At 55.2% G+C, this 17,612-nt stretch carries 22 protein-coding genes and 1 other annotated feature; of the genes, 8 read left to right on the forward strand and 14 right to left on the reverse strand.

Going from position 1 to position 17,612, the window contains the following annotated elements; genetic code table 11:
• Positions 1-23: 23 nt before the first annotated feature.
• The 11 genes from btuD to thrS all read right to left on the reverse strand — a co-directional run bounded on the left by btuD (position 24) and on the right by thrS (position 9,619).
• Entirely contained in the window at positions 24-779 is a 756-nt protein-coding gene (btuD, locus tag ACMWKK_RS12935) for a vitamin B12 ABC transporter ATP-binding protein BtuD (protein WP_112780734.1), read from the reverse strand.
• Positions 779-1,330: a glutathione peroxidase gene (locus ACMWKK_RS12940; protein WP_112780735.1), complete on the reverse strand. Its 552-nt coding sequence runs from the start codon at positions 1,328-1,330 to the stop codon at positions 779-781. Before ACMWKK_RS12940 ends, btuD begins: the two co-directional genes overlap by 1 nt.
• A 33-nt stretch (positions 1,331-1,363) precedes the next feature.
• A complete protein-coding gene (gene btuC, locus ACMWKK_RS12945; protein ID WP_112780736.1) occupies positions 1,364-2,344 on the reverse strand; it encodes a vitamin B12 ABC transporter permease BtuC in 981 nt (326 codons plus the stop codon).
• A 103-nt stretch (positions 2,345-2,447) separates the two neighbouring features.
• The gene (gene ihfA, locus ACMWKK_RS12950) at positions 2,448-2,747 is read right to left on the reverse strand and encodes an integration host factor subunit alpha (protein ID WP_003857805.1); all 300 of its coding nucleotides are present in this window, start codon (positions 2,745-2,747) and stop codon (positions 2,448-2,450) included.
• A 4-nt stretch (positions 2,748-2,751) separates the two neighbouring features.
• A complete protein-coding gene (pheT, locus tag ACMWKK_RS12955; RefSeq protein WP_112780737.1) occupies positions 2,752-5,139 on the reverse strand; it encodes a phenylalanine--tRNA ligase subunit beta in 2,388 nt (795 codons plus the stop codon).
• A gap of 15 nt (positions 5,140-5,154) precedes the next feature.
• The gene (pheS, locus tag ACMWKK_RS12960) at positions 5,155-6,138 is read right to left on the reverse strand and encodes a phenylalanine--tRNA ligase subunit alpha (protein WP_010426091.1); all 984 of its coding nucleotides are present in this window, start codon (positions 6,136-6,138) and stop codon (positions 5,155-5,157) included.
• A 62-nt stretch (positions 6,139-6,200) separates the two neighbouring features.
• Positions 6,201-6,325 (reverse strand) — a sequence feature (Phe leader region).
• Positions 6,276-6,320 (reverse strand): pheST operon leader peptide PheM, encoded by a 45-nt coding sequence (gene pheM / locus ACMWKK_RS12965; protein ID WP_001386830.1) that lies wholly within the window; start codon positions 6,318-6,320, stop codon positions 6,276-6,278. It overlaps the preceding feature by 45 nt.
• Positions 6,326-6,442: 117 nt before the next feature.
• A complete protein-coding gene (gene rplT / locus ACMWKK_RS12970) occupies positions 6,443-6,799 on the reverse strand; it encodes a 50S ribosomal protein L20 (RefSeq protein WP_000124850.1) in 357 nt (118 codons plus the stop codon).
• Positions 6,800-6,849: 50 nt separating this feature from the next.
• Positions 6,850-7,047, reverse strand: coding sequence for a 50S ribosomal protein L35 (gene rpmI, locus ACMWKK_RS12975; protein WP_003030583.1), 198 nt, complete (start codon positions 7,045-7,047; stop codon positions 6,850-6,852).
• Positions 7,048-7,144: 97 nt separating this feature from the next.
• Complete coding sequence (infC, locus tag ACMWKK_RS12980) at positions 7,145-7,687, reverse strand: translation initiation factor IF-3 (protein ID WP_014069901.1); 543 nt, start codon at positions 7,685-7,687, stop codon at positions 7,145-7,147.
• Positions 7,688-7,690: 3 nt separating this feature from the next.
• Positions 7,691-9,619 (reverse strand): threonine--tRNA ligase, encoded by a 1,929-nt coding sequence (thrS, locus tag ACMWKK_RS12985; RefSeq protein WP_112780738.1) that lies wholly within the window; start codon positions 9,617-9,619, stop codon positions 7,691-7,693.
• Between the two features lie 324 nt (positions 9,620-9,943).
• On the opposite strand from thrS, the gene yncL reads away from it, so the two are divergent.
• Positions 9,944-10,036, forward strand: coding sequence for a stress response membrane protein YncL (gene yncL / locus ACMWKK_RS12990; RefSeq protein ID WP_071886547.1), 93 nt, complete (start codon positions 9,944-9,946; stop codon positions 10,034-10,036).
• Between the two features lie 98 nt (positions 10,037-10,134).
• On the forward strand, positions 10,135-10,242 hold the full coding sequence (yniD, locus tag ACMWKK_RS12995; protein WP_008500658.1) for a small membrane protein YniD: 108 nt from the start codon (positions 10,135-10,137) through the stop codon (positions 10,240-10,242).
• Positions 10,243-10,322: 80 nt separating this feature from the next.
• On the opposite strand, the gene ACMWKK_RS13000 is transcribed toward yniD, so the two are convergent.
• Positions 10,323-11,081, reverse strand: a complete 759-nt coding sequence (locus ACMWKK_RS13000) for a YdiY family protein (RefSeq protein WP_032639869.1) — start codon at positions 11,079-11,081, stop codon at positions 10,323-10,325.
• Positions 11,082-11,376: 295 nt separating this feature from the next.
• Here ACMWKK_RS13000 and pfkB point away from each other — a divergent pair, with 295 nt between their 5' ends.
• The 3 genes from pfkB to ACMWKK_RS13015 all read left to right on the forward strand — a co-directional run bounded on the left by pfkB (position 11,377) and on the right by ACMWKK_RS13015 (position 13,672).
• Positions 11,377-12,309 (forward strand): 6-phosphofructokinase II, encoded by a 933-nt coding sequence (pfkB, locus tag ACMWKK_RS13005; protein ID WP_045327049.1) that lies wholly within the window; start codon positions 11,377-11,379, stop codon positions 12,307-12,309.
• 106 nt (positions 12,310-12,415) lie between these two features.
• Positions 12,416-12,706, forward strand: a complete 291-nt coding sequence (ghoS, locus tag ACMWKK_RS13010; RefSeq protein ID WP_112780739.1) for a type V toxin-antitoxin system endoribonuclease antitoxin GhoS — start codon at positions 12,416-12,418, stop codon at positions 12,704-12,706.
• A 105-nt stretch (positions 12,707-12,811) separates the two neighbouring features.
• Entirely contained in the window at positions 12,812-13,672 is an 861-nt protein-coding gene (locus ACMWKK_RS13015) for a fructosamine kinase family protein (protein WP_112780740.1), read from the forward strand.
• A gap of 36 nt (positions 13,673-13,708) precedes the next feature.
• Here ACMWKK_RS13015 and ACMWKK_RS13020 read toward each other — a convergent pair whose 3' ends face one another.
• Positions 13,709-14,245: a YniB family protein gene (locus tag ACMWKK_RS13020; RefSeq protein ID WP_112780741.1), complete on the reverse strand. Its 537-nt coding sequence runs from the start codon at positions 14,243-14,245 to the stop codon at positions 13,709-13,711.
• 148 nt (positions 14,246-14,393) lie between these two features.
• Here ACMWKK_RS13020 and hxpB point away from each other — a divergent pair, with 148 nt between their 5' ends.
• The 3 genes from hxpB to ACMWKK_RS13035 all read left to right on the forward strand — a co-directional run bounded on the left by hxpB (position 14,394) and on the right by ACMWKK_RS13035 (position 17,276).
• Entirely contained in the window at positions 14,394-15,065 is a 672-nt protein-coding gene (gene hxpB, locus ACMWKK_RS13025; protein WP_045327046.1) for a hexitol phosphatase HxpB, read from the forward strand.
• Between the two features lie 101 nt (positions 15,066-15,166).
• The gene (locus ACMWKK_RS13030; RefSeq protein ID WP_112780742.1) at positions 15,167-15,757 is read left to right on the forward strand and encodes a metal-dependent hydrolase; all 591 of its coding nucleotides are present in this window, start codon (positions 15,167-15,169) and stop codon (positions 15,755-15,757) included.
• A 127-nt stretch (positions 15,758-15,884) separates the two neighbouring features.
• The gene (locus tag ACMWKK_RS13035) at positions 15,885-17,276 is read left to right on the forward strand and encodes an L-cystine transporter (protein WP_045327045.1); all 1,392 of its coding nucleotides are present in this window, start codon (positions 15,885-15,887) and stop codon (positions 17,274-17,276) included.
• Between the two features lie 51 nt (positions 17,277-17,327).
• Here the strand turns inward: ACMWKK_RS13035 and cedA are convergent, their stop codons facing one another.
• Positions 17,328-17,582 (reverse strand): cell division activator CedA, encoded by a 255-nt coding sequence (gene cedA / locus ACMWKK_RS13040; protein WP_112780743.1) that lies wholly within the window; start codon positions 17,580-17,582, stop codon positions 17,328-17,330.
• Between the last annotated feature and the right edge of the window lie 30 nt (positions 17,583-17,612).

Below are 17,612 nucleotides of genomic sequence, written 5' to 3' on the forward strand. Positions count from 1 at the left end.
ATGTGCCTACAGGCAAGAAACGGTTACGCCTGCCCGGTAGAAATCAGCATCTTATGTCCCTCTATATCCAGCCTGCGGAACGACATGTTGTACGCGCGGGCAAGATTGGGCGGGGTAAGCACCTGCTCCCGCGGACCGCTGGCGATCATTTTTCCCTGCGTCAGCAGCCACACCCGGTGGGCATGGCGCAGGGTGTGGTTGAGGTCATGACCGCTCATCACCACGGCGATGCCTTTTCGGCTGAGGGCGCTTAGCAGGGTATCCAGCGCCGCCTGCTGCGCCACGTCCAGACCGCTCATAGGTTCATCGAGAAGCAGCATCCGCCCGTGAGGATTACCTGCCGGGTGGATCTGAACGATAGCCGCCGCCAGGCGCACCCGCTGCCACTCTCCGCCGGAAAGCTGGCTGGCATGCCGGGCGAGTTTATCTTCCAGCCCGAGGGCCGCCGCCACGTCCGTCAGCAGCGCCGTCTGCTGTTTGTCGTGCAGATGCAGCATCAGATAGTGCCAGACCGGCATCGCAAAGGGCGGCACCTGCTGTTGTACGAGGTAGCTGCGCCGATGCGCCAGCGAGGCCGGTGACCAGTCGGCAAGCGAATGCTCCAGCAGCGTTATCTGCCCTTCTCCGTCGGTCATGCCTGCCATCCGCGCCAGCAGCGTGCTCTTCCCTGCACCGTTTGGCCCGACAAGATGCAGGATTTCTCCCGCATTGACGGTACCGGTTATTGGCTCCAGACGTCCCCTCTCGGCAACGTCCGTGAGCTGCATCAGCAACGACATTATTTCGCCAGCGCCAGCTTGATCGACTCCATGACGATCGGATCTTCAGGCGTCATATCCGGCGAAAAACGCTGAACGACCTGGCCGTCGCGACCGATCAGGAATTTCTCGAAATTCCACAGGATATCGTCCGGGTAAAGCGGCGCGCGCCCTTTGCTGGCCATACGCTCATAAAATCCGCTGCCTTCCGGCGCAACGGCCTTAGGAGCGGCAGCGATCAGCTTCGCATACAGCGGATGGCGGTCCTCACCGTTGACGTCAATTTTGCTGAACATCGGGAACGTCACGCCATAGGTGGTGCTGCAGAAGGTTTTAATCTCCTCTTCGCTGCCCGGCTCCTGTCCCAGGAACTGGTTGCAGGGGAAGCCCAGCACGGTGAAACCGTCTTTCTCCCAGGCCTTCTGAATATTTTCCAGCTGCTCGTACTGCGGCGTCAGGCCGCATTTGGATGCTACGTTGACGATAAGCAACACGTTGCCTCTGTAGCCTTCCAGCGTGGTTTTCTCGCCGTCAATGGTCGTCACTTCTGTATTCAGGATATCTGACTGCATAGCATTCCCTCAGGTTGTTTTACAGGTCGTTTTTTAACGTCCGGATTTTAATAGTAGCCAGATAAAGACCGGCGCGCCCAGCGTGGCGGTGACCACGCCAATCGGCAGCTCTGCGGCCGTCAGGGCAAGGCGGGCGATGATATCGGCCACCAGCAGCGTGACGGCCCCGGCCACCGCAGAGGCCGGAAGCAGGGTTCGATGGTCCGTGAGGCCACACAGGCGCAGCATGTGCGGTATAACCAGCCCGATAAAACCGATAGCCCCCGCCAGCGCCACGCTGACGCCGACCAGCCAGCCAATGACGATCACCAGCACGTTACGCCAGAACCCAATCGGCATGCCGAGCTGGCGGGCAGAGGTTTCACCCAGCGCGAGCATATTCAGCGGCTGCGCCTGCAGGGCCGCCCACAGGATGACCGGTACCAGCAGCGCCATCAGCCAGCCCTGGTGCCAGTCAACGCCGCCAAAGCCGCCCATCATCCAGTACATCAGCTGACGCAGGTCAAAGGAGGTCGAGAAGTAGACCGCCCAGGTCATCAGCGCGCTGCAGATGATCCCCAGCGCCACGCCGGCAAGCAGCAGGCGGCTGGTCGACAGGTGCCGTCTGGCGAAGCGAAGAAGGATTGCGGTGATCAGCAGTGCGCCAAGTATGGCGCAGAGGCTAATGCTCCATCCTGACAGCTCTCCCCCGCCCAGCATCACCGCCGCAATCAGCCCCACGCCTGCACCGTTCGACACCCCGAGCAGGCCGGGCTCCGCCAGAGGGTTTTCAAACAACGCCTGCATAATGGTGCCGCACAGCGCCAGCGCGGCGCCCACCAGCATCACCGCAACGGTGCGCGGAAGACGAATTTGCCAGACGAAGAGCTGCCCGTCAGGCCCCCACCAGCTTTCGGGCCCAATCCATCTGTCGCCGGCGCACAGGCTCACGCCCGCGGCGGCAATGAGCAACAGCACCAGCCAAAGCAGGCGACGCCGATCGGAACGGAACTGTAGATGGGCAAAATCAAGCATGTGTAAGGTTATAGTAGCGTGAGATATCATTGATTTTACGGCGGGTTTGCCGGAGAGCGCAAAGAAAAAAGGCCGCGTGGGCGGCCTTTTTGGTTAGTTCATATTACTCTGCTTTGGGCGTTGCGTTTTCGACGCGGCTTTTTAACTTCTGGCCGGGTCTGAAGGTCACCACGCGGCGGGCTGTAATGGGAATATCTTCCCCCGTCTTCGGGTTGCGGCCCGGACGTTGGTTTTTGTCTCGCAAATCAAAATTGCCAAAACCGGAGAGTTTTACCTGCTCACCATTTTCCAGAGCACGACGGATCTCTTCGAAAAACAGCTCTACCAGCTCTTTGGCATCCCGTTTGCTAAGCCCAAGCTTATCAAACAGATATTCTGACATTTCAGCTTTTGTAAGCGCCATAGGTTCAATCCCTCAATGATGCCTGGAATCGCTCTTTTAATGCCTCTACACATTTGGCGACGGTAGCGGCAATCTCCTCTTCTTCGAGTGTACGGCTGGTATCCTGAAGGATAAGGCTAATAGCGAGGCTCTTGAAACCTTCTGCTACGCCCTTGCCGCGGTACACGTCAAATAAGTTTACGCCAACTACCTGATTTACGCCAACTTTCTTACATTCGGCCAAAATATCTGCTGCGGGCACATTTTCCGCGACCACAACCGCGATATCACGGCGGTTTGCCGGGAAGCGGGAGACGTCCTGCGCCTGAGGAATCACGCGGTCTGCTACCGGGCTCCATTCCAGCTCGAACACGATGGTGCGGCCGTTCAGGTCCAGCTTACGCTCCAGCTCAGGGTGAACAACCCCAATAAAACCAACGCGTTTGCCGTCTAAGTAGATGGCTGCGCTCTGGCCCGGATGCAGGGCCGGAATGGCTTCTGCGCGGAATTCAATTTCGGATAATTTACCGGTCAGATCCAGAATCGCTTCCAGGTCGCCCTTCATATCGTAGAAATCAACCGTGCCTTTTGCCAGGTCCCAGTGCTCTTCATAGCGGTTTCCGCTGATGGCGCCAGCCAGCATGAGATCCTGACGGATGCCTAAATTTGCCTGATTATCCGGTACAAAGCGCAAACCGCTTTCGAAAATTCGCACGCGGTTTTGCTGACGATTCTGGTTGTAAACGACGGTGCCCAGCAGCCCGGTCCACAGGGACAGACGCATCGCGGACATTTCGCTGGAGATTGGGCTAGGCAGGATCAGCGCCTCCTGGCCCGGGTGGATCAGCTGCTGAAGCTTAGGATCAACAAAGCTGTAGGTGATCACCTCCTGGTAGCCTTTGTCGTTCAGCATGGTTTTCACACGCTTCAGGGACAGGTCGGCTTCACGGTGTTTGCCCATCACCAGACCGGCCTGGACAGGCTCGTCTGGGATGTTGTTGTAGCCGTACACGCGGGCCACTTCTTCCACCAGGTCTTCTTCAATTTCCATGTCGAAACGCCATGATGGCGCAACGGCTTTCCACTCGTCCTGGCCTTCGGTCACTTCGCAGCCCAGACGCGTCAGGATGTCGGTCACCTGGGCATCGGCAACGTGATGGCCAATCAGGCGATCCAGCTTGCTGCGGCGCAGGGTAATGGTCGCACGCTTCGGCAGGGTCGCTTCGTGGGTAACGTCAATAACCGGGCCCGCTTCGCCGCCGCAGATGTCGATCAGCAGGCGAGTTGCACGCTCCATCGCTTTGTACTGCAGCGCCGGGTCAACGCCGCGCTCGTAGCGGTGAGACGCATCGGTGTGCAGGCCGTGACGGCGCGCGCGACCGGTGATGGAGAGCGGGCTGAAGAACGCGCACTCCAGCAGGACGTTTTGCGTCTCGTCGTTAACGCCTGAATGTTCGCCCCCGAAGATACCGCCCATTGCCAGCGCTTTGCTGTGGTCAGCAATCACCAGGGTATCGGCGTTCAGCTTCGCTTCGCTGCCGTCCAGCAGAACCAGGGTTTCGCCCTCTTTCGCCATGCGCACAACGATGCCACCGTCGATACGATCTTTATCGAACGCGTGCATTGGCTGGCCCAGCTCCATCAGTACGTAGTTGGTCACGTCAACCACGGCGTCGATAGAGCGGATGCCGCAGCGGCGCAGCTTCTCTTTCATCCACAGCGGGGTTGGGGCTTTCACGTTGATGCCTTTCACCACGCGGCCGAGGTAGCGCGGGCACGCATCCGGAGCGTCAACCTGAACAGGCAGCACGTCACTGATGGTTGCTTCAACCGGCGCAATGTCCGGCGCGTTCAGCTCGGTCTGGTTCAGCACGGCCACGTCACGCGCCACGCCGATGATGCCTAAGCAGTCAGCACGGTTTGGCGTGACGCTGATTTCGATGGTGTTGTCGTCAAGCTTCAGGTATTCACGGATATCGGTGCCAACGGGCGCATCCAGCGGCAGCTCAATGATGCCGTTGTGATCGTCGGAAATACCCAACTCGGAGAAGGAGCACAGCATGCCTTCAGATGGCTCACCGCGCAGCTTAGCCGCTTTAATTTTGAAATCGCCCGGCAGCACTGCACCGACGGTCGCCACGGCCACCTTGAGGCCCTGACGGCAGTTTGGGGCACCGCAGACGATATCCAGCAGGCGGTCACCGCCCACGTTCACTTTTGTCACGCGCAGTTTGTCAGCGTTAGGATGCTGACCGCACTCAACCACTTCGCCGACGACGACGCCGTTGAAGGCGCCGGAAACCGGCTCAACGCCGTCCACTTCCAGGCCCGCCATGGTGATCTGGTTAGACAGCGCGTCGCTGTCCAGCGTGGTGTTAACCCACTCGCGTAACCACAGTTCACTGAATTTCATTGTTCTGTCCTGCCCTTATTTAAACTGTTTGAGGAAACGCAGATCGTTTTCGAAGAATGCACGTAAGTCGGTCACGCCATAGCGCAGCATGGTCAGACGCTCCATGCCCATGCCGAAGGCAAAGCCGGAGTAGACTTCCGGATCGATACCCACGTTGCGCAGCACGTTTGGATGCACCATGCCGCAGCCCAGCACTTCCAGCCATTTGCCGTTTTTGCCCATCACGTCAACTTCCGCAGACGGTTCGGTGAATGGGAAGTAGGAAGGACGGAAACGAACCTGCAGATCTTCCTCAAAGAAGTTGTTCAGGAAATCGTGCAGCGTGCCCTTCAGGTTGGTGAAGCTGATGTTTTTATCAACAATCAGACCTTCCATCTGGTGGAACATTGGGGTGTGGGTCTGATCGTAGTCGTTACGATAGACGCGGCCCGGCGCGATAATGCGGATAGGTGGCTCCTGATCCTTCATGGTACGGATCTGAACGCCGGAGGTCTGAGTACGCAGCAGACGCGTTGCGTCGAACCAGAAAGTGTCGTGGTCAGCGCGTGCCGGATGATGGCCAGGAATGTTCAGGGCGTCGAAGTTATGGTAATCATCTTCGATTTCCGGGCCAGTCGCCACGGTAAAGCCGAGCTCACCGAAGAAACTTTCAATGCGGTCGATGGTGCGGGTAACCGGATGCAGACCGCCGTTTTCAATACGGCGACCCGGCAGAGAAACGTCGATCGTTTCTGCGGCCAGACGCGCATTCAGCACCGCGCTTTCCAGCTCGGCTTTGCGCGCGTTCAGCGCCTGCTGAACCTGCTCCTTGGCTTCGTTAATCACCGCACCCGCTGCCGGACGCTCTTCTGGCGGCAGCTCACGCAGGGTTGTCATCTGAAGGGTCAGGTGCCCTTTCTTCCCAAGATATTCGACGCGGACATTGTCTAACGCGGCAACATCTGAGGCCTGATTAATGGCGGCTGTTGCACTGGCAACCAGCTCTGCGAGATGTGACATGATTTTCCTCATTATGTCGGTGCAGACACCGATTTGGTGGAGTTATTCTCTCAAATTCAGGCACAAAAAAAGCCTCCATCGGGAGGCTTATCTGGCGCTGTTTTTCGTTTCATCTTTCACGCGCTAGCCTCCTGAAATCAGGTGCTAAAGTAAAAGAAGAAGCGGAAAATAGCAGCATTCATGCTTGCGTTACCTTGTCTGGTAAAAACCGTAAAGACCTTATTGAAAAGCCTGGACGGATAAATGTCAATCTTCTGATGGTGTTAAATGAAAAGAGGGAGCAAGGCTCCCTCTCTCAACTGGCTTATGCCAGTGCTGCTTTCGCTTTTTCGACCAGAGCGGTGAACGCTACTTTGTCGAATACTGCGATGTCAGCCAGGATCTTACGGTCGATTTCAACAGAGGCTTTTTTCAGGCCGTTGATGAATTTGCTGTAAGAAATACCGTTCTGACGTGCTGCTGCGTTGATACGCGCAATCCACAGTTGACGGAACTGACGCTTACGCTGACGACGGTCACGGTAAGCGTACTGACCTGCTTTGATAACAGCCTGGAAGGCAACGCGGTAAACGCGTGAACGCGCACCGTAGTAGCCTTTAGCTTGTTTCAAAATTTTCTTGTGACGTGCACGTGCAATTACACCACGTTTTACGCGAGCCATATGTGCTCTCCTGTATCTATATTCTTAGTAAAAAATTAAACGTTAACGGCTTATGCGTACGGCAGGCACGCGATAACCAGACCCAGATCGCCTTTAGAAACAAGGCCTTTTGGACGCAGGTGACGTTTACGCTTAGTAGATTTTTTGGTCAGAATATGACGCAGGTTTGCGTGCTTACGCTTAAATCCACCACCACCGGTTTTTTTGAAGCGCTTAGCAGCACCGCGTACGGTCTTAATTTTTGGCATCTTAATAACTTCCACTTCGCATTGTTAAATAAACGAAACATAGGCGAACAAAACCTATGAAACCCGAAGGCTCCACAGATTTTGCTGCTTGAAGGCCTTACTGTTTCTTCTTAGGAGCGAGCACCATGATCATCTGGCGGCCTTCGATCTTCGTAGGGAAGGATTCGACTACTGCCAGTTCACTCAGATCGTCACGGACGCGGTTAAGCACTTCCATACCAATCTGTTGGTGGGCCATCTCACGACCGCGGAAACGCAGTGTGATCTTGGCCTTATCGCCATCTTCCAGAAAGCGAATCAGGCTGCGGAGTTTTACCTGATAATCGCCATCGTCGGTACCAGGACGGAATTTGATTTCCTTAACCTGGATAACTTTTTGCTTCTTCTTCTGTTCCTTAGAAGACTTACTCTTTTCATAAAGGAACTTGCCGTAGTCCATGATACGACAAACTGGCGGTTCGGCGTTAGGGCTGATTTCAACTAAATCTACTCCAGCTTCTTCAGCCTTTTCGATTGCTTCTCTCAGACTCACAATCCCCAGTGGTTCACCTTCAAGATCTGTTAAGCGAACTTCCTGGGCGCGAATCTCGCCATTGATACGATTCGGACGTGCCGTTTGAACTCGTTTTCCGCCTTTAATACCTTATTCCTCCAGTTGTTGAAGACTGCGGCTGCGAATCTCTTGTTGCAGCTTCTCAATCACTTCACTTACGTCCAGGCTGCCCAGGTCTTTACCACGGCGGGTGCGAACGGCAACTTTGCCTGCTTCCACCTCTTTATCACCACAGACCAACATATACGGGACACGACGTAAAGTGTGCTCGCGGATTTTAAAGCCAATCTTCTCATTTCTCAAGTCTGCTTTTACGCGAATGCCCGCATTTTGTAGTTTCTGCGTCAATTCTTTAACGTAATCTGCCTGAGAATCGGTAATGTTCATCACCACCACCTGCACTGGCGCAAGCCAGGTTGGGAAGAAGCCGGCGAACTCTTCAGTCAGGATGCCGATGAAGCGCTCCAGGGAACCGAGAATCGCACGGTGAATCATAACCGGGACCTGACGCTCGTTGTCTTCGCCAACATAAGAGGCGCTAAGACGCTGAGGCAGGGAGAAGTCCAGCTGTACAGTGCCGCACTGCCATGCGCGATCGAGGCAGTCATACAGGGTAAATTCAATTTTCGGACCGTAGAATGCGCCCTCGCCCAGCTGGTATTCGAACGGAATGCCGTTCTCTTCCAGCGCTACGGCGAGATCCGCTTCCGCGCGATCCCATGTCTCATCGCTACCGATACGTTTTTCCGGACGCGTTGAGAGTTTGACCACGATCTTCTCGAAGCCAAAGGTGCTGTACATATCGTAGACCATACGAATACAGGCGTTAACTTCGTCACGAACCTGGTCTTCCGTACAGAAGATATGCGCATCATCCTGCGTAAAGCCACGAACGCGCATCAGACCGTGCAGCGCACCTGATGGCTCGTTACGGTGGCAGCTACCGAACTCCGCCATACGCAGCGGCAGGTCGCGGTAGGATTTCAGACCCTGGTTGAAGATCTGAACGTGGCCCGGGCAGTTCATTGGCTTGATGCAGTATTCACGGTTCTCAGATGAGGTGGTGAACATCGCATCTTTGTAGTTGTCCCAGTGGCCGGTTTTTTCCCACAGCACACGGTCCATCATGAACGGACCTTTCACTTCCTGATACTGGTACTCTTTCAGCTTGGAGCGTACGAAAGTTTCCAGTTCACGGAAGATGGTCCAGCCGTCGTTATGCCAGAACACCATACCCGGCGCTTCTTCCTGCATGTGATACAGGTCAAGCTGCTTACCGATTTTACGGTGGTCACGCTTCGCCGCCTCTTCCAGACGCAGCAGGTAGGCGTTCAGGGCTTTTTTATCGGCCCACGCGGTACCATAGATACGCTGCAACATTTTGTTGTTGCTGTCGCCACGCCAGTAGGCGCCTGCGATCTTCATCAGCTTAAAGTGATGACAGAAACGCATGTTCGGCACGTGCGGTCCACGGCACATGTCGACGTATTCTTCGTGATGGTACAAGCCAGGCTTGTCATCATGCGAAATGTTTTCGTCAAGAATGGTGACCTTGTAGCTCTCGCCGCGCTTCACGAAGGTTTCACGCGCTTCGTGCCAGCTGACTTTCTTCTTGATGACGTCATAGTTCGTCTCGGCGAGCTCGTGCATGCGTTTTTCGAGCGCGTCGATATCTTCCTGAGTCAGGGTGTGGTCAAGGTCAACGTCGTAGTAGAAACCATTGTCGATAACCGGACCGATCGCCATTTTGGTGTTTGGCCACAGCTGCTTGATGGCATGGCCCAACAGGTGCGCGCAGGAGTGACGAATGATCTCCAGACCTTCTTCGTCTTTCGCGGTGATGATAGCGAGCGTCGCATCGTTTTCGATCAGATCGGAGGCATCCACCAGCTCACCGTTAACACGGCCAGCGATAGTCGCTTTCGCGAGACCCGGACCAATGTCCAGGGCAACATCCATTGGGCTAACAGGACGGTCGAAATGGCGTTGACTGCCGTCAGGAAGAGTAATTACAGGCATTTTATATCCTTATTTGCAGTGATGCCCCACACATAAGAGCATATACAAAGAAAATAATCGTGATTTGACAATAGATTACGACACCATCTGACCAACAATCGTCAAATTGGTTCGTCATCATTCACCTGCCGAAAAATCAGACAACGTCGAATTTACGGTAAGCCTTGCAATGTTAACACTAACGGAAAGGAGATTGCACCCTCTACCGCCAGATTGACAGGCTGGCACGTTCGCACGAATTTGCAGGTTGCTTCTCCCCTGCGCTCGCATTTCGGAGATGCTGGGCTACTCTTGAACAGGTCTTTAAACCCAAAGGTGCATACCATGAACGTATCCAGTAGAACGGTTGTGATATTGAACGTCCTTTCCGCCACAGGTTTATTGTTGATTCTCGCCGAACGATTCCACTGGTTCTGAGCTGAACCCTGCGCTGGCATAACCCAATCGTTCCTGAGAAGGGGCATATTTCGGCCCTGTTTGGTAGACTGAGGATATCAACGAACAAGGATTAGGTTATGCCAACAAAACGATTTGCCGTTAAACACTGGAAAATGGTGCTGGTGCTGATTGCCATCTGCGGCGCAATGCTGCTGCTGCGTTGGGCGGCAATGATTTGGGGCTAGGAGCGAATGCGGGTCATCAGAAGGGACGCCACAAGACCACAGACACTAAACGGGCCGACATTATCGTCGGCCCGCTTTCATTACATTCTATAACCCAGTGAAACCGTGGTTCTGCGGTCGGTATGATCCGGCGCAGATTCAGGTGGTGAAGAGTTCCAGGTCACGTTGTAGGCCACTTTCAGACCAAAGTGTTCGTTGATAGCCACGTTCAGCGCCGTTTCAGAGTTCAGCGTCGTGTCGTCGGCACCAAATACAGAAACACCCTGGGTAAATTTGGTGTTGTCAGTCATCTGCCAGGCGTAGGTCCCGGAAGCGTAACCGAGCGGTTGGGTTTTGGTATCACCGTTGGTGTACTCGTCATAACGTACGCCCGGACCGAATTCAAAACGCAGGCTGTGCACCGGACCGTTCAGGAACTGGCGACCGTAACCGGCGGTGAACACATCGCGCTGACGATAACCGTTGTAACGGTCGGTTAACCAGCTCGCCTGCCCAAACAGGTAGTCATAGTCGGTCATGTTGTAACGGCTACGTCCGCCTACCGCATATTTCTCGGAAGAACGTTCGTCATTAGCGGAAGTGTTGCTGGCATTACCCCACAGCGACCAGGCGGTAGTATTACCGTACCAGGTGAGCGTGCTGTCCGCCGTCAGAGAAGAGCTTTTCGTGTTACCGGATTGTGCCAGATACCCGGCGTTCAGGTTACCTTCAAACGGTTTTTTCGCGGAGGAAGGATCGTCCATGACAGTAAAAACGGAATCATCAGCGGTCGCGTTCATAGCCGCAAACACGCCACCCGCCAGCATCAGTGCAGCGGGCACTGTCTTTAAAAGCTTCATTTTATTAAGGAGTCCGTACAACAAAAAAAGAGACCACACGGTCCCGGAATCTTTCTTGAGGATCAATGACAAGGCGTCCAGAGAAAGGTAACAAATTATAAAAAGCCGCAAATAACATAGCAATGATTTCTTATTTCATTTTTTGAATAAGAACGATCCCAAAAAGCGTTTTATTTTATATATCTCCGACCTTAATTTTATTCAGTATTCATATTTAAAATCATACTGTTATTTACATTGCCTTCCTGATAAATGGTGCCAGACTAAAAAGAACCCATGCTAAAAGGAGGTAATGATGGTTTCTATCTACACCCTGACGCTCTCCCCTTCCCTGGATTCCGCCACCCTGACGCCGCAGATTTACCCGGAAGGTAAATTGCGCTGCAGCGCCCCGGTCTTTGAGCCCGGCGGCGGCGGGATCAACGTGGCGCGCGCCATTACACACCTCGGGGGCAAAGCCACGGCCATTTTTCCCACGGGCGGTGCCACCGGTGAGCACCTGGTCTCGCTGCTGGCAGATGAACAGGTGGCCGTTGAGACCGTCGAGGCCAAAGACTGGACGCGGCAAAATCTGCATGTCCACGTCGAATCAAGCGGCGAGCAGTACCGTTTTGTCATGCCGGGCGCGAAACTGAGCGATGACGAATTTCGTCAGCTTGAGGAGAAAGTGCTGAAGATTGAGAGCGGCGCACTGCTGGTGGTCAGCGGCAGCCTGCCGCCCGGGGTCAGCACGGAAAAATTAACGGCGCTGATTCGGGCCGCGCAGCAGCGCGGTATCCGCTGCATTGTCGACAGCAGCGGCGAGGCCCTGCAGGCGGCGCTGGTGCCGGGTAATCTGGAACTGGTCAAACCTAACCAGAAAGAGCTAAGCGCGCTGGTCAACCGTGAGCTGACGCAGCCTGATGACGTTCGCTCCGCCGCGCAGGAGCTGGTGCGCAGCGGCAAAGCGCGCCGCGTCGTCGTCTCCCTCGGCCCTCAGGGGGCGCTGGCCGTCGACGAAACCTCTTCCGTGCAGGTTGTCCCACCGCCGATGAAGAGCCAGAGCACGGTTGGCGCTGGCGACAGCATGGTGGGTGCGATGACGCTAAAACTGGCGCAGGGCGCGTCTCTTCTGGAAATGACGCGCTACGGCGTAGCCGCGGGTAGTGCCGCGACCATCAACCAGGGCACGCGTCTCTGCTCGCTGGCCGATACGCAAAAAATCGTCGATTACCTGTCCCGAAATTAGCGCCGGTTCCCCTTCGTGTTGACGAAGGGGAAAGCCCTCACCGAGTCGCCAAACCCAAACTATCGACTATGCTAAGAAAACTTCCATGATAACAATGAGGTGAATTATGAGCAGTGGTGACATCACTCGTTACGTCGTGACGATCAACCTTCATGAAGCATCCCTGACCGAGCTCAATGAGCTTAACAATGCCTTCACCCGGGCTAATTTTCTCCTCACGCTGACGGATGACGAGGGCAATATTCATGATTTAGGCACGCTGGCATTTGGTCTCATCAGCGCCCTGAGCCAGGAAGAGGTTCATGCGCTGGCCGCCAGCCTGGTGGAAAGCGCGACCGACAAGCCTGCCGACATTGACGTAGCTACCTGGGAAAGCTGGCGGAAAAAAGAACAATAAGTGCGCTGCATGACTTTAAACCACTCAGGTGTGCGTTAGTTCGTATTTTTTTACCGCAGTTATGCGCTAACGTTATGATCTGGCAGACAACATGGGAGAGACAACATGTGGCAGGCTATCAGTCATCTTTTACGTGAGCAGCTGGGCGAAGGTGAAATTGAACTGCGTAACGAACTGCCAGGCGGTGAGATCCACGCCGCGTGGCATTTACGCTACGCAGGACGCGATCTCTTCGTTAAATGCGACGAACGTGAACTGCTTGCGATATTTACCGCCGAAGCCGACCAGCTTGAGCTGTTGTCGCGCAGTAAAACGGTGACGGTCCCGCAGGTTCTGGCCGTTGGGAGCGACCGCGACTACAGTTTCCTGGTCATGGAATATCTCCCCGCCCGACCGCTGGATGCCCATAATGCGTTTATCCTCGGGCAACAGCTCGCGCGCCTGCATCAATGGAGTGACCAGCCGCAGTTTGGTCTCGATTTTGACAACGACCTCTCCACCACGCCACAGCCCAACGCCTGGCAGCGCCGCTGGTCGACATTTTTTGCCGAGCAGCGCATCGGCTGGCAGCTTGAGCTGGCCGCCGAGAAAGGGCTGGAATTTGGCAATATTGATGCGATCGTCGAGCACGTTCAGCAGCGCCTGGCATCCCACCAGCCGCAGGCGTCTCTGCTTCACGGCGATTTGTGGTCCGATAACTGCGCGCTGGGCCCTAACGGCCCCTACATCTTCGACCCCGCCTGCTACTGGGGTGACAGAGAATGCGATCTTGCCATGCTGCCGCTGCATCGTGAGCAACCGCCGCAAATTTACGACGGATATCAGTCTGTCTCCCCCCTGCCGCCCGGCTTCCTCGACCGCCAGCCGGTCTATCAGCTTTATACGCTGATGAACCGTGCCATACTCTTTGGCGGAGAACACCTGGTTAACGCCCAGCGGGCGCTTGAACGCATGCTCGCCGCCTGAGACGCGAACGGGTGGCCTTGCTGCCACCCTTATCCCTCACAGAAAACCGAGCAGTGAGAAGAAGAAGTATCCCGCCACAATGATAATCACGGGAAGGACATACAGCGGGAAAATCTGCAGGAAAATGGTGTGGCGCGGCACAACAATGCGGGATTCAATCTGCTCCCGGCTCAAGCCTTCCTGGCCTTTGGCCTGCTCCAGAATCAACTGATCCTCAACCCCCTCGCGTAAAAAGCGCGTCTGGCGGCTCATTCTCGCGCCAGAGGCCTGCAAGGCCAGCGCGACAAAGATCAGGGCGTATATCACCCAAAAGCCGATATTCAGCTGCTGATGAAAATCCGGGGTGGGTGAGTTAAACCAGAAGACATTTAAAAATGGCGTATTAAAACGCATCATCTCAATCATGACATGCGCGAAATCAAGCATCACCGCATTGATACCCGGCTGTTTTTCGCTGTGATCGTACATAAATTTGAGCACGGAAATCAGCGTAGAAATGACGGCAGGAATAAAAATCACCCAGCCAGCAATACGTTTTAAGACCGCAATGCGTCCAGCTTGTTGATACGTCATCAGTTCCTCTTCATAAAGACGCGTTATTTGTGCCTAAGTCTACCTGCTGACCATCAATTTCGCCCGCTCTTTAAAGGCAATATGCTAAATTGCAGAGTGTGCTTAGCACGTATCGTCTGTCGAACACCCTGGATAAGGAGACGTTGTGATGTCGACACCGCGCAAAATTCTTGCCGCAATTTTTGACATGGATGGATTACTGATCGATTCCGAACCGCTGTGGGATCGCGCCGAACTGGACGTTATGGCCAGCCTGGGCGTGGATATCAGCCGCCGTAATGAACTCCCCGATACGCTGGGCCTGCGCATCGATATGGTGGTTGACCTGTGGTTTGCCCAACAGCCGTGGGTGGGTCCCGATCGCGATGAGGTGACCGCGCGCATTATCAGCCGCGCCATCTCTTTAGTTGAAGAGAGCAGACCACTGCTGCCCGGCGTTCGCGAGGCTGTCGCGCTGTGCAAGGCACAGGGGCTGAAGGTGGGACTGGCCTCGGCGTCGCCGCTGCATATGCTGGAAAAAGTGCTCACGATGTTTGAACTGCGCGACAGTTTCGACGCCCTCGCGTCCGCGGAGAAACTGCCTTACAGCAAGCCCCATCCGCAGGTCTACCTGGACTGTGCCGCAAAGCTGGGACTCGATCCCCTCAGCTGCGTTGCGCTGGAGGATTCTGTTAACGGCATGGTGGCCTCTAAAGCCGCGCGGATGCGCTCCATTGTGGTGCCTGCGGAAGAAGGCCGTCACGATCCCCGTTTTGCGCTTGCCGATGTGAAGCTGAATTCACTGGCAGAACTGACGGCGAAACACCTGCAGGGCGGTTAACGCCTTTCTCCGGCTTGTGACAAACAGTTACACCGTCACCTCTTCCGCCTACTGTATAAAAACCCTATACTGTATGAATTGACAGTTTTGTGGGTTTTATCATGACGGCGGAAGGCCACCTGCTTTTTTCTATCGCGTGCGCAGTATTTGCCAAAAACGCTGAACTTACCCCTGTGCTCGCACAGGGGGACTGGTGGCATGTTGTCCCTTCCGCCGTTTTGACCTGTCTGCTGCCCGACATTGACCATCCTAAATCCTTCCTCGGTCAGCGCCTGAAGTGGGTGTCAAAACCCATCGCCCGCGCGTTCGGCCACCGTGGATTTACGCACAGCCTGCTGGCCGTGTTTGGCCTGCTGACGCTTTTCTATTTAAAAGTGCCCGAAAGCTGGATCGTCCCCGCCGACGCCATTCAGGGGATGGTGCTGGGCTATTTAAGCCATATTCTGGCCGATATGCTAACGCCTGCGGGCGTACCGCTGCTGTGGCCCTGCCGCTGGCGCTTTCGTTTTCCCATCCTGGCCCCGCAGAAAGGGAACCAGCTTGAGCGCGTCCTGTGCATGGCGCTGTTTGCTTACGCCGTCTGGATGCCGCAAAACCTGCCCGAAAACAGTGCAGTCCGCTGGTCTTCCCAGATGATTAATTCGCTGCAATTTCAGTTCAATCGCTTTATTCATCACCAGATTGAACAGTAAACCGACAAAATTATCCCATTTGTCATAAACCATTCCATTTGGATATAAGCGCGACATCACACTTCTGCTAACCTTCCGCCAACAGGATCGGTAAAAACCGACCCAATAATAAATCAGGAGAACGGGGATGAATTTTCCACTCATCGCGAACGTCGTTGTGTTCGCTGTACTGCTATTGCTTCTCGCGCAGGCGCGCCACAAACAGTGGAGCCTGGCGAAAAAGGTGCTGGTTGGTCTGGCCATGGGTGTCGTATTTGGTCTGGCATTACAGGCAATTTATGGCTCCGATAATCCAGTTCTGAAAGATTCCATCCAGTGGTTCAACATTGTCGGTAACGGCTATGTGCAACTGCTGCAGATGATCGTTATGCCGCTGGTGTTCGCCTCGATTCTGAGCGCCGTTGCCCGCCTGCACAACGCGACCCAACTGGGTAAAATCAGCTTCCTGACCATTGGTACGCTGCTGTTCACCACGCTGATTGCCGCGCTGGTGGGTGTGCTGGTGACCAACCTGTTTGGCCTGACCGCAGAAGGTCTGGTGCAGGGGACGGCTGAAACGGCGCGTCTGACCGCGATTCAGACCAACTATGTGGGTAAAGTGGCCGATCTGACCGTGCCGCAGATGGTGCTCTCCTTCATTCCGAAGAACCCGTTTGCTGACCTGACCGGTGCGAGCCCAACCTCCATCATCAGCGTGGTGATTTTCGCCGCGTTCCTGGGCGTAGCGGCGCTGAAGCTGCTGAAAGACGACGCGCCAAAGGGCGAGCGCGTGCTGGTTGCTATTGACACCCTGCAAAGCTGGGTGATGAAGCTGGTGCGTCTGGTCATGCAGCTCACCCCTTACGGCGTTCTGGCGCTGATGACCAAAGTGGTTGCCGGATCTAACCTGCAGGACATCATTAAGCTGGGCAGCTTCGTTGTCGCCTCTTATCTGGGTTTGGGCATTATGTTCGTGGTGCACGGCATCCTGCTGGGCGTAAACGGCGTCAGCCCGCTGAAATACTTCCGTAAAGTCTGGCCGGTACTGACCTTTGCCTTCACCAGCCGTTCCAGCGCCGCGTCTATTCCGCTGAACGTAGAAGCGCAAACTCGTCGTCTGGGCGTGCCGGAATCTATCGCCAGCTTCTCTGCATCCTTCGGTGCCACCATTGGCCAGAACGGCTGTGCGGGTCTCTACCCGGCGATGCTGGCGGTGATGGTTGCCCCGACGGTGGGTATTAACCCGCTGGATCCGGTCTGGATCGCGACCCTGGTTGGGATTGTGACCGTAAGCTCCGCAGGCGTTGCGGGTGTTGGCGGTGGCGCAACCTTCGCCGCGCTGATTGTGCTGCCTGCGCTGGGTCTGCCGGTTACGCTGGTCGCGCTACTGATCTCCGTTGAGCCGCTGATCGACATGGGCCGCACCGCGCTGAACGTGAGCGGCTCCATGACCGCCGGTACGCTGACCAGCCAGTGGCTGAAGCAGACCGACAAAGCGATTCTGGAAAGTGAAGACGACGCCGAGCTGGCGCACCGTTAATCACCGTAGAAGTAAAAAAAACCGCCTGAACCGGCGGTTTTTTTATGGCTGTTATTCTTCAACCTCTTCATCCTGGCGGATTTGCATCGCCCACCGCTGTGCGGACTCCGGTACCGTAAAGGCAGGAGAGCGACGGAAATGCTCGCCGATCAGCACAAAGGCCACGTATTTCCCCCGCAACTGCCACACATCGCGAAAACCCTCCACTTTCAGGGCATGGTCTGGCGGCGCGGGCTCAACGCGGGGCACATAGCTAATAACCTGGCGGTTTTGTTGACGAAGAGGTTTCATAAGCGACTGGTTCACTAAAACAAATTCTTGAAGCAGGAAAACTCT

Source organism: Enterobacter sp. 01-M-03-SI-ECC (assembly GCF_047530215.1).
Lineage (GTDB): Bacteria > Pseudomonadota > Gammaproteobacteria > Enterobacterales > Enterobacteriaceae > Enterobacter > Enterobacter chengduensis.